10 protein-coding genes and 1 pseudogene are annotated in these 13,932 nt (G+C 51.8%); 3 read left to right on the top strand and 8 right to left on the bottom strand.

Annotated elements, in window-relative coordinates:
* Positions 1–14: 14 nt before the first annotated feature.
* The 8 genes and pseudogenes from AC0YNS_RS24520 to AC0YNS_RS24485 form a co-directional block, all read right to left on the bottom strand.
* A complete protein-coding gene (locus tag AC0YNS_RS24520; RefSeq protein ID WP_475783566.1) occupies positions 15–2,882 on the bottom strand; it encodes a hypothetical protein in 2,868 nt (955 codons plus the stop codon).
* The gene (locus AC0YNS_RS24515) at positions 2,879–4,288 is read right to left on the bottom strand and encodes a glycoside hydrolase family 32 protein (protein ID WP_475783565.1); all 1,410 of its coding nucleotides are present in this window, start codon (positions 4,286–4,288) and stop codon (positions 2,879–2,881) included. The genes AC0YNS_RS24520 and AC0YNS_RS24515 overlap by 4 nt, the downstream gene beginning before the upstream one ends.
* 11 nt (positions 4,289–4,299) lie before the next feature.
* A complete protein-coding gene (locus AC0YNS_RS24510; RefSeq protein ID WP_475783564.1) occupies positions 4,300–6,063 on the bottom strand; it encodes a glycoside hydrolase family 2 protein in 1,764 nt (587 codons plus the stop codon).
* Positions 6,060–7,838 carry a glycoside hydrolase family 2 protein gene (locus AC0YNS_RS24505; RefSeq protein ID WP_475783563.1) on the bottom strand — a complete coding sequence of 593 codons (1,779 nt, stop codon included), beginning with the start codon at positions 7,836–7,838 and terminating at the stop codon, positions 6,060–6,062. The genes AC0YNS_RS24510 and AC0YNS_RS24505 overlap by 4 nt, the downstream gene beginning before the upstream one ends.
* Positions 7,831–8,847: a glycoside hydrolase family 43 protein gene (locus AC0YNS_RS24500; protein WP_475783562.1), complete on the bottom strand. Its 1,017-nt coding sequence runs from the start codon at positions 8,845–8,847 to the stop codon at positions 7,831–7,833. The genes AC0YNS_RS24505 and AC0YNS_RS24500 overlap by 8 nt, the downstream gene beginning before the upstream one ends.
* Before the next feature lie 291 nt (positions 8,848–9,138).
* Complete coding sequence (locus tag AC0YNS_RS24495; RefSeq protein ID WP_475783561.1) at positions 9,139–10,074, bottom strand: ArsR/SmtB family transcription factor; 936 nt, start codon at positions 10,072–10,074, stop codon at positions 9,139–9,141.
* A gap of 310 nt (positions 10,075–10,384) precedes the next feature.
* Positions 10,385–11,176, bottom strand: a complete 792-nt coding sequence (locus AC0YNS_RS24490; protein ID WP_475783560.1) for a phytanoyl-CoA dioxygenase family protein — start codon at positions 11,174–11,176, stop codon at positions 10,385–10,387.
* An 83-nt stretch (positions 11,177–11,259) separates the two neighbouring features.
* Positions 11,260–11,882, bottom strand: a pseudogene (locus AC0YNS_RS24485) (UTP--glucose-1-phosphate uridylyltransferase).
* Between the two features lie 180 nt (positions 11,883–12,062).
* Here AC0YNS_RS24485 and AC0YNS_RS24480 point away from each other — a divergent pair.
* The 3 genes from AC0YNS_RS24480 to AC0YNS_RS24470 all read left to right on the top strand — a co-directional run bounded on the left by AC0YNS_RS24480 (position 12,063) and on the right by AC0YNS_RS24470 (position 13,503).
* Positions 12,063–12,713, top strand: a complete 651-nt coding sequence (locus AC0YNS_RS24480) for an HAD family hydrolase (RefSeq protein WP_475783559.1) — start codon at positions 12,063–12,065, stop codon at positions 12,711–12,713.
* A 92-nt stretch (positions 12,714–12,805) separates the two neighbouring features.
* Entirely contained in the window at positions 12,806–13,180 is a 375-nt protein-coding gene (locus AC0YNS_RS24475) for a MerR family transcriptional regulator (protein WP_475783558.1), read from the top strand.
* A gap of 5 nt (positions 13,181–13,185) precedes the next feature.
* Positions 13,186–13,503, top strand: a complete 318-nt coding sequence (locus AC0YNS_RS24470) for a thioredoxin family protein (protein WP_475783557.1) — start codon at positions 13,186–13,188, stop codon at positions 13,501–13,503.
* The last annotated feature ends 429 nt before the right edge of the window (positions 13,504–13,932 follow it).

Genomic DNA, 13,932 nt, shown 5'->3' with positions numbered 1-13,932 from the left:
CGAGTGAGCTGCGATTAGGTAGTCGCCCAAAATTCAAGATAATGTTTGCCTGTTAGATCGGCTGGAATTTGCTTGATTGCTTGTCCATCGCAATGCATCGCGAAATTCGTTCCCCAGCCATGCACGACAATATCGAACACGGCCTTGCGATAGCGAAGATTCTCCACCTTCAGATCGCGCAGCATCTCAGGCACGGCCGGCGTGAAGGTAGCGCCTTGCTCGTCATACTCCAAGCCCAAGACGCCAAGGAGGAAATAAGAGATAAAGCCGGCTGCATGCCAGAGCTGACCCGGCCAACGCCAAGCCTTGCCCGTTTGATAATCGATCACTTCATAGAAGGTCTTATTCATTACACTATTGCGCACCTGCTGCGCGATAAAAGTCGTAAGCAGATCCAATCTGCCTTCTCGTCCCGCCGCAGCCGCCATGCCGCTCGTCCAGACTACCCAAGCCGCATTGCAGAAATGGTTCGTTTCCGGGCGATACGGGAATACGTTGACGCCGAATTCATTCATCGCCACTTCAGGAAGCCGGCTCAGCATGGATCGCCTTTGCTCCTCGCTGGCTACGCCGTATCTCGGCCACATCGCGATTTCTTGTCCGGCAGACTCCCAATACCCCTGCTCATAGCTCTCACTGCCGACAGGGCCGCTCGTGTAGAAGCCCGCTTCCTCGTTCCAATATTGGCTTTGAATATTGCGAAGGAGAAGCTCACCTCTGTCAGCCCATGCTTGAAGCGTGCTCTCCGGCTCTCCCACATGGGCTCCCATTCGTGACATTGCGCGGAAAGCCTCCATGAAATAGATCTCCGTCGCAAGGCTGAATCCGGCACATTCCGGCTCCGGAAAAGCATCATTGGAGGTCGCTTGATCGGCAGGAATTAACCCGCGCTCTGAATCAAACAATCCATCAAGCTTGGTAATCCGCTCCTTCAGGCCTTGCCAGGATTCTTTAATGAGCGTCAGATCGCCCGTTGCCAAATAATAATCCCATATTCCGACGATAGGCATTGCCATACCGTCTACGCCGTTGTCTAATCCGCCCTTCGTCGTAAAGAGCAGCGATTCTCTGGCACCTTCAGGATCAAGGATGCTCCCCGAGCGCATCGCGATGTGCGCGGTATCACGCACCCACACACCGAAGCCATCTCCCGGACCTTGGAATTGTCCTGCGGTCCACATGCCTTCCTCGCCCTTGCGGGCAAACTCGGCGGAGCCGCATCGGTAGAAAATATCGGCTGCGAGGCGGTAAGCGGCATCGATCGTTGCGTACCTCGTTAAGATTATGGGCAGCCTTGAAATCTCCGGTTTCGGATGCCAGACATTGCCGCGATCAATGACACGGTTCATATCGTTCGCCCAATTCTTGCGCCAAACGAATTCTTCGATAGCGCGGGTAGGCGATACGATTGTATTGCGGTCGGGCACGTAGGCAGGCGGCTCTCCATAGACCGAGTCCTCTACTCGATTGCTATATACCGTATAGCTATCCGATTGATAGACAACCGTGTTGTCCTTAACCGCCTCTTGAATGAGCCGCCTTTCATCCGGACTCGGCCAAATGCTCCGAAGTCCATACACCGCCAACGCATTCACCGTTGCACTTTCGCCGCTAGGGCACGACAACTGAATCCTTCGCTCCGAATAGTTTGGTTCCGCGGCAACCGTCATCCCTACTGCGCCATCGCATGCGAATATGTCCAACGATGCTCGATCCAGCAGCAGTCGCAGCTTCATCTTTCCTGCTGTTTGCGCTAAAGGAGCAACGATGCCCTGACATGCAATCGTTTTCTTCCCAGTATCTAATAAAATCCGGATCCCGTATAGCCTAATCTCCAGCACAGCATCCGTATCCAAGTCGACTTCCAAGTCAACATCCAGTGCATCGGCGGTAATATCGTCGGGCTTATTCTCAGGCGGCAAAATGCGAACATCCGGCCAATCCGCCGGAGCTATGCGAAAATGCAAGCTCTCTGAGAAGCTTGACCCCTCCTGCAACGCGATGTCCGACCACGTTCTCTGCCAGACCCGCAGGTTCTGCAGCTCTGCAACCGGCTCAGCTTGAACCATTACTCCTTGCTCGGTCTGCAGTAATTTCAACTCGGCAGGAATAAGCATCTGTTGATGAAACGGCATCTCCGGATACTGCAATCCCCGGCTGAAACCAACTAAGATACAACGGCCATCCTCAGCCTGATATACCAGCCCATTGGAGTGGTTTCCATACCGCAAGGCTGCGGGTTCGCTCTCAGCCACGAAACGCTCTTCCACCATAGTGCCGACCGAATACATGTTGTCCTCATGAAGATACAGCCATTTCATTTGTGTTACATCACCATTGACTGGCAATTCCACTAAACGAGTCGGCAGCGTTTGTCTTTCCTCGTCGTTAGCTGCCATCAGCGTATCATAGTCCACTTCCGCTTCATGCCAGTGGATAAGATCCTTACTCACCGCATACCCCGATAACGCAACTTCGCTATTTTCATAAAATTTATGTTCATACCGTACGTGCCACTGGCCTTGTTCAAGGTAGAAGTCGACCGGTTCCCCGATCCAACCCTTCCTAGCTGTGTAATGGAACTGGGGACGAATCTTCTCTCCATATAAGTGCCGTTCTTCCGCCGACTGCTCGCTTTGAAAAACGAAGTGCTCCACGCGGAGCACTTCGTCGTTTCCGGATTTCACTTCCAAGTCACAGCCTTTATACGCGTTCGCATCCCATGTGAACCACGATTGAACCTTATGCGTAGCTAGTTTCAATTCCAATCGCTTCGTTACGACTCCGCCCTGAATCAATGTGATGACGCTGAGCGGAGCATCGTTGTGAATCGCAATGTTCAGATATTGCTTCGTAACCTTCACTGCACTACTTGTCGTCATTGGAGTTCCGCCGCCTTCATCTCCCAGACCTTCACATCACAGACAGCCAAGCCGCCGCTCGAACGCAGCTCGATGCCGTTACTGTCCTCCAAGGAAGGGTAAACCCTTGCCGTCAGGCAGGTTTCATCATCCGCGAATACTTCGACGATCGATTGATCCGCGAAAATACGCAGCCTCAGCGTCTCAGCACCATCCGCCGCAGGCAGCTTAGCCTCAATCGAAGACTTATTCACGTTCGGGAATAAGCTCGATTGCAAGCGGTCGATGACAACCGTATTCGCTGCCAAATCGAGGCGTACATCCGTCCGCTCGCGGCCGCATGAAGAGGCAAACAAAGTGACAACCAAATCCCCGTCTTCCAATGTCCGTCTATCCACATCCACCACAATTTCGAAAGCCGTCGAACGAAAGCCCATATCCTTGGGCGTTTGTCCGATGTTCAGCTTGGCGAAGCTCCGGCTATCGCCTCTCAGCTTCTCCAGCTCCGGAACAGGAGCCATCGCGAGCGCTCCGTTCGGCTTCAGCTCGACGACTCGCGGCAGCGCCAGCGTCCCAGCCCAATCCAAGCTTACCGGGAAGTTGTCTCCTCTTCCTTCCGGAGCCCAGCCCAGCATAATGCGGCGGCCGTTCTCATCCACAAAGCCGGTCGAAGCATAGTACCCTTCCCAGCCTCCGCCGTCGACCGTGCCGTGCTTCCTAACATCCGTCAGCCTATCTTCGCGAATCGTTCCGGAAACATAGCGAACCGGCCCGCTCGGGGAGTAGAACAAGACAGCCTTATCATCGTCGAAACGGAACAGATGCGGACATTCCCATATCCATTCCTCGCCTTTATAGAAGATCCCCTTGTAGCTCCAATTCTCCAAATCGTCGGAGCTGTAGATCATGCCGCAGCCTTTCTCGCCCTCTATGCCTCCAAGCAGCATCCGCCAGCCGTCCTGCTGTTTCCACACGTAAGGATCTCTCCACTCCGTGATGTGCGTTTCCCCATGTAATTCGGAGGTCAACGCGGGGTTGGCGTCCCCAGGCTTACGCCAAGTGAGCAAATCTCCCGCTCCGGCGCCGGCTGTCCATTGCTGCGCCCCGCTTGTCGCATTCCGTTCGCCCTCGCCGATGCTCGTATAGAACAATTTCACCTCGTCGCCGTTAACGACCGAACAGCCCGAGTAACAATGGGATTCACCAAGCTCGTTCGATGGAGCCAGCGCAACCGGCAAATGCGTCCAGTTCACTAAGTCCGTGCTCTTGGCATGTCCCCAGTGAATCGTGCCCCACTGCGGAGCCGAAGGGTTATGCTGGTAGAACAAATGATATTCTCCGCCTAATTGAAAAGGCCCGTTAGGATCATTCATCCAATTATGCGGCGGCGTAAAATGATAGCTCGGTCTATATCGGTCCATGGTCATGATCATCGCTCCTAAGCCAAATTGATTTCACGTAACTTCTCCAGCGGTACCTTCGACTCCCGATTCTCGGTCAGCAAACCGTTCACTTCCTGCTGAACGTCCGTAATTTGGGTATAGCAGTACCCCACGATATAATCGGTAGCCTTGATTGCTTCATGTATGCCGCGGAAGCGGTCCAAGTAAGCTTCCTTCGACTCCACCTGGTTGCCGTAGCCCCAGCCTTTATCGGAGCGCAAAGCGATACCGCCGAACTCGCTGACGATAATCGGCTGCCCGGTGTACGAGTAGCCGTTCGCGAATGCGTACTTCCGTTGATTGAACGATTTTTCATTATGAACGATTTCATCCTTGCTCGCGTAACGCTGCAGAAACTCTTCTTTGGTCTCCACATAGTCGTGCAAGGTCAAGATATCGGATATGGTATGCTCCCATCCGTCATTCGTAATGACCGGACGATTCGGATCGAATGCCTTGGTGAGGTGGTAGATCGCTTCCGTCAGCTTCTGCTGCCGCCGGTCGTGCAGGATGTTCATTACCCCCCACGACTCATTAAAAGGAACCCAAGTAATGATGCTCGGATGGTTGTACTGCTGCCGAACGACCTCCATCCACTCTGTCGTAAACTTCTGGATGGCATTGTCGTTAAACTCGAACGTCGCCGCCATTTCCGACCAGACGAGCACGCCTTTCACGTCGCACCAGTATAGGAATCGCGCGTCCTCCACCTTCATATGCTTGCGAACGCCGTTATAGCCCATCTCCAGCAATTTGTCGATATCCTTGATGAGTGCCGCTTCCGACGGAGGCGTCAGATGGCTTTCCGGCCAGTAGCCCTGGTCGAGTACGAGCCGCTGGTAGATCGGTACGTTATTGAGCAGCACTTTGCCTTTCTCGATCGAAATCTTGCGCATGCCGAAGTAGGCGTACACATGATCGATCACTTTGTCACCTTGATAAAGCACGAACTCCACATCATATAAATTAGGATGCTCCGGCGCCCAGTGGCAATGTTTCCAAGGACCGTTCATCTCGTGTACAAGATCAACGTCGAGCTGCAGCCACGGACGGTCGATCGTGAGACTTACCTGCTTAACCTGCCGGCCCTTCAGCGTAACAAGCGTCTCGATTCGGTAACCTCCGCCTGCACACTCCCCGCCTTTAACCTGATACTCGAATCGTACGGAACGGGCATCAATGTCAGGCGTTATTTTGACAGAGTCGACATGCACCGGCGAGACGAATTCCAGCCATACGGATTGCCAGATGCCGGTTGTCTGCACATAGAAGCATTCGAAGTTCTCGGCAACCCATCTTTGCTTGCCCCGCGGCTGCGTCGCGTCCATGCTGTCCTCAGCCTTCACGGTCAGCTCGTTCACGCCGCCTATCTTGACGTACCGTGTAATGTCAAACGAGAATGCCGTATACCCTCCGTCGTGACGGCCGACGTATTCGCCGTTTATCCATACTTTCGCTGTATAATCGACTGCCTGAAAATGAAGCAATATTCGCTTGCCTTCCCAACTTGCCGGCACATCGAACGAACGGTTGTACCAGACGTTCGGATGGTGAGCTTCGTCGCCGATGCCGCTCGCTTGGGTCTCGTAAGAGAACGGAACGACGATTGTTCGGTCACCGCCGAAGCCGCGCGGCCAGCCTTCCGCCTCGCCTCGATTCTCGTCGTCGAAGCCGAAGCGCCATTCCCCGTTCAAATCCACCCACTGCTCGCGCACGAATTGAGGTCTCGGGTAGCTCGGAATATACATTTTCGTCGTCATCTCGATTCTCCTGCGCTCTGTCCGGTCACGATTCGACGAATCGCCTCAAGCGGAACTTTAGGAACGCGATCGTACGTGAGCAGTCCGTTGATTTCTTGCTCTACGTCCGTTAATTGCGTATAACAAACCGCTTGTACGACCGGAGACAAGAGCAGCGGGCGAAACACGGCGTTCAACCGCTTGAGGAAATCCTCATCGTCAGTTGCGCCGGAATAACCCCAGCCTTCCCAGTCGCTTTTGCGGAACGAAATGCCTCCGAATTCCGTGACCATAATGGGCTGCCCCTTATACGATGCATCGCCTACGAAGATTCTGCGATTGGCCGGCATCGCTTCGATTGCGCTGTTTGAAGAAACATATCTCTCGGCCAGCACTTCTTCGCGCCACTCGTAATCATGAATCGCTACGAAGTCCGTCTCAAGCATCTCCCAGCCGTCGTTGCCGATAACGGGCCTTGTATCATCCAAGGATTTGACCAAATGATACATCGCAAGTGCATGCTGCTGCTGCCTGACATCGATTTGAATGTTCGGCACGCCCCAGCTCTCGTTAATCGGAACCCAAGCCACAATGCAAGGATGGTTGTAGTCTCGCTCCACAATCTCGTGCCACTCGCGGGTAAAACGACCGACGTAGGTTTCCGAATATTGATAAGCGTTCGCGCATTCTCCCCATACGAGGAGGCCATTGCGGTCGCAATGATAGAGGAACAGGGGATCTTCCGTTTTCTGATGCTTGCGCACGCCATTGAACCCCATCGCTTGGGTCAGTTTGATATCCTTCAAGATCGCCTCTTCCGAAGGCGGGGTCAGGATACCATCCGGGAAGTAGCCTTGATCGAGCACCAAACGCATGAAGTACGGACGGTTGTTCAAGTTGAATTTGCCGTTCTCAATGGATACTTTACGCATGCCGAAGTAGCTGTCGCATTCATCCACGACATTGCCGTCTACACTAAGGCGGAAACGGACATCGTACAGGTTCGGTTTCTCCGGCGACCACCAGCGTCCCAGTCCATGATCGTTAAAATCATGAAGGCGAATCGTTCTCGACTCTTCTCTGCCGTTCACTTTGAATCTTTCTTCCGCTACCGTCTCGCCTTCGAAGCTGACGGCCGCTTCCACCCAAACCTCTTGCCGCGCTGCTGCTTCCGACACAAAGGTGCGAATCTCGATTTCGTTCCGGTCGATATCCGGCTTAAACTTCAATTTATCGATATGTACGGCATGCACAGGCTCCAGCCACACACTTTGCCAAATCCCCGTCGTACGCGTATAGAAAATGCTGGCCGATTGCTCTTCCCAATACTGCTTGCCCCTTGGCTGCGTCAAATCCAAGCTGTCATCTTCCGCTCTTACCGTGATAACGTTCCCGCCGTCCTTCAACAGGTCGGTAATATCCTGCCGGAATGGCGTATGGCCGCCTTCGTGGGTAACAGCCAGCTGCTCGTTCACCCAAACCTTTGCCTTATAATCGACCGCGCCGAAATGAAGGATAATCCGCTGTCCGCTCCATTCGCTTGGCACGTGAATCATTTTGCGGTACCAGACCACGTCGTGAAAGGAAGAATCGCCGATACCGCTAAGCGCGCTTTGGTAAGCGAACGGCACTTGAATCTTCAGATAAAATGACGCTGCGTTCGTATACCATTTGTCGCTTTCGCCCTTTCTCTCGTCGTCGAAAGCGAAGTCCCATTCTCCGTTCAAGCTCAGCCATTGCTCGCGCTTCTGACTCGGTCTTGGATATTCAGGTCTGATGTCAGTTCCTTTAATCATGTTGTACATTTCCTCCCGGTTGGTTTGTTTGTAAATGGTCCATTTCCTCCGAGCACTCTCCAGACGGAACAGGATAGTCGATGCCCGAGGCCAGCGGTTTACCGAAGTCTGGGTATCCTGCTGCTGTAAAGCTGAACTTCTGCATCCGAGGCTGCCTCATGCCGGCGCCGCCCTCTGACTGAGGAATCGCATGATAGACGATCCAATCCTCAAGGCCGTCCGGCGATTGCGTAAAGCTGTTATGACCCGGAGCATATACACCGTTTTCCGTACATTTCACGAATACCGGTCGGTCGCTTTTGGTCCACGAATCCGGGTCTAAGAGATCGCTACTTTCATCCGCTGCAAGCATGCCTAATGAATAATCATCCGACCAAGTCGTGCTGGCCGAGTAAATGAGGAACACCTTGCCGTATCGGACAAGGAAACACGGTCCTTCATTGATCGCCATTCCGCCTTGCTTCTCCCATTCGAATTCCGGTTTCGTAAGCAGCACTTCCGGCCCTGTCAACGTCCATGGGTTTGCCATCCGAGCCGCGTAAATCGCCGAGCCGTATTCGGGGAAATGACCGTAACCGGCATACATAAAGTACAGCTTGCCGTCATGTTCTAATATCGTTCCGTCCAGTCCGGGCAGCGCCGCATTGATCGCTCCCTTCTCCGTCCAAGCTCCATCCAGTGGGTTCGCGCTTTCATTCTCCAGAACATAAACGTTACGTCCGTTATCTCCGCTGCCATCGCTCGCCGTAAAGTAGACATACCACTTCTCATTAATGAAATGAATTTCCGGTGCCCATAATTCCCTGCTGCCCGGACCTTCTGTAGGAGGAAGCCATATCGTGGTCGGAGGCGATTGGGCAATCCCGCTCATGGATCGTGACCGATGCAGTTCCAAGCGGTTGCCACGGGTCACCATGTAATAGTAGAAGCCGTCGGAATGCCGATACATCCAAGGATCCGCTCCGCTCTTCATAATGGGATTCTGAAAGGTTTTAGTTGGATTCGTCATCTATTTGTACTCCTTATCGAGTTATAAACAACTTTTATGTTTCAATTAGAATTTTAGAGTAGCCATTATAATAAATTTGCATGATCTCATTTCAAATTTGCATGAAACGATGCCATTCCCCCGATCCGATGGCGAATTGCTTAACCAACTAAAACATCCATCACAATATAAAACAAATTATATGTTCGCTTCAGCGCTAATGTCAACGCTTTCTAACAAAATTATTGTTATTAATAACAAAAAAACAAGCGCAAAAGCGCCGTTATAAACAACTATGTTGTTTTGTTTGAATCATTCTATAGTAGGCTCATAATGCACCTTCATAATAATGTCCTGATCATAGTTTCCGAATCCGCGGCCGAACAAATTCACCCCGCCTTTATGAACGGCATCCGGTTTCACGCCGACCTTAAACCGAATATTCGGCTGAGCATCGATGTGCAGATCTTGCAGCGTCACATCGGAAACCTTGTGATTATCGACCGTGCTCTTATCCTTGTCGACCCGAAACGTCTTTAACAGCCCGTATTGCGTGCTGCTGTCATGCCACCATTCCGGATTATTCTTGCCTCGCTTATCGCCGAAATCCCCGGGAGATGTCCACGTTCCCACTTCGATGTCATTAATCCAAACCGTAATGTCCGATGGCCAGTCGTTATTGAAATTAGGGGCCTCCGAACAAAGCTCCAGCGAAAATTCGATTGCTTTCATATCGATGTTCCGCGGCAGCGAACGAGGGAAACGGTATTCGATCCAGCCCTGCCTTAGCCAGACGATCTGCGCTGTTCGGCAATCCGGATGAAAGAAGCTGGCAGGATCGTCCTCCGGAATGACCATGGTCTCCGTGTTGGCGATGCCGCAAGTCGGATGCACTTCCACATCGACGTAATGGCCGATCGGCATTTCGATTTCGAAAATTTGCTCCTTCTTGATGTACCCTTTGATCGGATTCAGGATCATTCTGACATCGTCGAAATTCCGCTTGCATACTTTCATAGCGCCGCGGCTTGCAGGCAAAATCTCGGTCAGAATAAGCCCCGCCTCTTCCAGCACCTTCACGTTCACGCCGGCCGTGGACACCGGAATGCCCAATTTCTCGCCGATCTCATTTATATTCATGTTGTTATGATTCAGGAGCAGCTTGATAATCTTCAGCCTGGTATGCGATGACAGCGCATGTGCGACCTTTACTAATTGATCCGGTTCGTTGATAGAGAGTTCGAGCATCGAGTGTTCCCCATTTATAATATGTCTTATGTTTCTTAGCATAAACTGAGTGCTTTCAGCATACCACCCGCAAAAATCGTTTGTAAAGTCTATTAATCTTCTTACTGCGCAGTATTAACCGATTGCCGTTGAAGTAGACAAAGCACAAAAAAGGAGACCCGCAGCAACGGGCCGCGGGTCTTAAAAGTATATATATAATAGGGGGTTGAGTCTTATTATAGGCGCTGAAGATTAAAACCAGATGAATTTGGCATTTCAGTTACATTACAATTGCGTTGCAATAATTAACCAGTAGTTGGATAAATGCAGCTTACGCAAGCTTCGGCATTAAGCCGCCTTGAATCTTGTCGCCGACTTCAAAGCCAAGGCCGTCTGTGCACACATGACCTGCTCCGCTGTAGGTCGTGCCATCCTTGAAGAAGACAATCGCCATCGCGCGGCGCGGCTTATCCGAATTATTCGCATGAGCAAAATGGAACGTCATCCCATCGTGGAACGTGCAGCTTCCCGCCTTCATACGGCAGATGACGGCCGTGTTGCGATCAAGCTCACTTGCGCCTTCCTGCTCGAAAATATCCTCCGGCGTCACAAGGTCAACGCCTTTCAAATTGCGGATTTTCTGCGACTTCGGCACGAACATCATGCAGCCATTATTCTCGTCAACATCGTCGAGCGCAATCCAGATCGAGAATGCGACCATCGGCTCTGTATCCTTAACCGGCCAATAGGGACGGTCTTGATGCCAAGGCGTTACTTTGGAATCGCCGGGCATCTTCAGCAAAGCATGATCGTGAAAGAGGCGGATGCCCTCGAACCCCGTCAACTGCTTGCCCATATCCGCGAAACGCTCGCCAAGCACGAAGCGTGCCATCCCCCCGTGATCCCTCCAAGTATTGACGCGCTGGTTCAGCACCTTGTAATACGCGCCGCCGGCCTGATCCGTTTGCAGCCCGCGCGCACCTTGGCTGTTCATCGTCTCATCCATATATGCTTGAAACTCAGCCAGCTCCTCAGGCGATAAAATATTATCGATCTGAACGAAACCATTTTCACGATAAAATTGCACTTTTTCTTCAGGTAATTGGATCTTCGAATTCAACATGCGCTCAAGTCCCCTTTATGAATCGGATATATCTTCAATTTACACCCGAAACGTCCGATCATCTTGGAGGATATGGGATAAAACTAAGACGATCTGCCAGAATAGAGCGATTCACTCGAAGTCTCCGCTTTCTCCCAAGCTAGCAGCTCTTGCAAATAGGGCAGCAGAACTGCACGCAGCTCCTTGCGCTGCAGCCCCATCTCGATAATTGCCTTCTTGCACATGGCATGCAGCGCATCGGTCAGCTGGTATTCGCCGCCGGCTCCTCGATCAATCGTCTCCAACACTGAAAATATAGATGGTTTCACTGAACGTACCCCAATGACTTGCTTCCCTGTCTGCTGATACACTTCAATAAGCTGCGACAGTGCCGGAGGCTCGGAAACCATAATGTCGTCGCCAAGCAGTACCGCGAACGGCTCTTCCCCGATGAACTGCTTCGCGCATAGGATGGCATGTCCAAGTCCAAGCGGTTCCTTTTGCCGATAAAATGAATGCTCGCCATGTTGCTGATCGACCGGACTTCGCGCAGTATCTCCTCGTTGCCCTTCTCTTCCAGCAGCTGCTCCAGCTCAATGGATTTGTCAAAATGATCCTCGATCGACTTCTTGCCGCGCCCCGTCACGATAATGATACTTTCGATACCGGCTTGAACCGCTTCTTCGACGATGTATTGAATGGCCGGCTTATCGACGATCGGCAGCATTTCTTTGGGCTGCGCTTTAGTTGCAGGCAAGAATCGAGTACCAAGACCGGCTCGGTGTAAGAGTGAGCTTTGGTTAGGAGATTGGCCTTTCTCTATGCTTCGTTCATAGAGGGGGCTTTTTTTCTTGCCATTAAGCATGTTAGAATTCGTTAACACAAACCCAGAGAAGGGGCTGCTCCCATGGTTCCATTAAAGCGACAAGGTCTGATTCTGGATATGGATAACACCATTCTCCGTTCGCGTATCGATTTCAAGCAGATGAAGAACGAGGTTCACACGTTGTTAGTCAGAGAGGGCATTATCGGGGCGGATTTCCCGCTGCATGAATATACGGTCTCCACCCTTATTGAACATGCCCGGCTATCGGCGAAGTTCACAGGAGAAGCAGAGCAGGCGGTTTGGAGCATTGTGGCCGAGATCGAGCAAGCAGGGATGAAGGATGCAGGGCTTGAACCGGGTGTCGTAGACCTTCTACATCAGCTGCAAGGAGACTTCCACCTCACGATTCTTACTAATAATTCGTATGCTGCAGCCATTCAAGCGTTGCGATCAACGGGAATTGAGATGTATTTTGAGCATGTTATTGGCAGAGAACAGGCAGTATCAATGAAACCTTCACCGGCGGGCATCCATCATATTCTCGGGCATTACCCTCATCTCACTAAGGAGAATTGGCTGTCCGTAGGCGATGCCTGGATTGACGGCAAGGCCGCCATGGAAGCAGGCGTGCGATTCATTGCCTATCAGGGCAATCAACCGGAGATGGAACGAAGAGGCATCGTTCCGGTCGCACATATAGACGAACTCCATCAGCTCCTGCGTTATCTGTAAAGTTGGGCTTACATAAATTCGGACTTGACTCTGACATTAATGTCAGACTTTATAATGAGCTGGAAACCAGGTATTGCGAAGAGAGGCTGCCCATGAAGATCGGTCAATTAGCCAAAGAAACAGGCGTGAGCATCCGTTCGCTCCGTTACTATGAACAGCAAGGCTTAATCGCCCCCTTGCGTCAAGCCAACGGCTATCGCGAATATTCGCCTTTAACCGTTCACACGGTGGAGACTATCAAGCTCTATCTGAACTTGGGCCTGACGACGGAGCAAATTGCCGGGTTTCTTACTTGTGTCTTGCGGAACAAGGAAGCCTTTTGCAGTGAAATCATGCCGGTTTATGAGCGGAAGCTGGCAGATATTGAAGCACAGATTATGCAGCTGAATCAAATCCGAACGAATTTAGTAGATCGGATCGCAGCCGTTCAATCGGAAGCAATCGCCGAGAATCTAAGCAAGGAGTGAATCTAGTGGGAATCGAACAAGTTGAAAGTCAGGAGCATCTCCGGCATCTCGTTAAGGAGGGGGTCGTGCTGGTAGACTACGGTGCGCCTCACTGTCCGCCATGCCATACGCTGCTGCCCGTTCTGGAAGAACTAAGCGTTGAGCTGGGGCATCAGCTTCGCATCGCGTACGTCGACTGCGATAAGCTGCCTGACGCCGCAGCTTCAGCTGGTGTTATGGGCACGCCGACGGTTATTGTCTTCAAGGACGGCCAGCCCATGGATAAACTGGTTGGTCTGCGCTCCAAAGCAGCCTATCGTCTGGCGGCCGAGAAACAGTTCTAGCTGTTTCCAAAGTGAATAAGGGCTGTCCCATAAGTAGATCAATCTACTTGTGGACAGCCCATTTTCATGCTTGCTCGACACTGAGAGCCCCCAGGCTGCCGAAAAGTTGGTAGTTTCGTTTCCGGCACTGCTTACGAGCCATCTTCCAACCTGTAACGGTTGTGAGAGTGGTTATTTGGCCTTAAAAGCCCTTCTTTATTTTCTAACGGTTGCCAGCGTGCTTATTTGGGCATTTCCCATTAGGAATCGCCCCATTTGCAGCAAATAACGTCTGGCACAACCGTTAGATTTATAAAAGGGCTTATTTGCATGAAATAGCCACGCTGACAACCGTTAGAGCGTGAACAGGCAAGGCAAAGCGATTACGGAAGTACGAACGTAACAGCAGCTCATGGACGCGACTGTGCAAAACAGCTCTCAGACAACCCG

This window comes from Paenibacillus sp. J22FR21 (genome assembly GCF_056269135.1).
This window is presented reverse-complemented; position numbering and strand designations above follow the sequence as displayed.

Coding starts and splice junctions, on each gene's coding strand:
- AC0YNS_RS24495 (WP_475783561.1), bottom strand. CDS start 10,074: ATGCTCGAACTCTCTATCAACGAACCGGATCAATTAGTAAAGGTCGCA.
- AC0YNS_RS24475 (WP_475783558.1), top strand. CDS start 12,806: ATGAAGATCGGTCAATTAGCCAAAGAAACAGGCGTGAGCATCCGTTCG.
- AC0YNS_RS24505 (WP_475783563.1), bottom strand. CDS start 7,838: ATGATTAAAGGAACTGACATCAGACCTGAATATCCAAGACCGAGTCAG.
- AC0YNS_RS24515 (WP_475783565.1), bottom strand. CDS start 4,288: ATGACCATGGACCGATATAGACCGAGCTATCATTTTACGCCGCCGCAT.
- AC0YNS_RS24500 (WP_475783562.1), bottom strand. CDS start 8,847: ATGACGAATCCAACTAAAACCTTTCAGAATCCCATTATGAAGAGCGGA.
- AC0YNS_RS24520 (WP_475783566.1), bottom strand. CDS start 2,882: ATGACGACAAGTAGTGCAGTGAAGGTTACGAAGCAATATCTGAACATT.
- AC0YNS_RS24510 (WP_475783564.1), bottom strand. CDS start 6,063: ATGACGACGAAAATGTATATTCCGAGCTACCCGAGACCTCAATTCGTG.
- AC0YNS_RS24490 (WP_475783560.1), bottom strand. CDS start 11,176: ATGTTGAATTCGAAGATCCAATTACCTGAAGAAAAAGTGCAATTTTAT.
- AC0YNS_RS24480 (WP_475783559.1), top strand. CDS start 12,063: ATGGTTCCATTAAAGCGACAAGGTCTGATTCTGGATATGGATAACACC.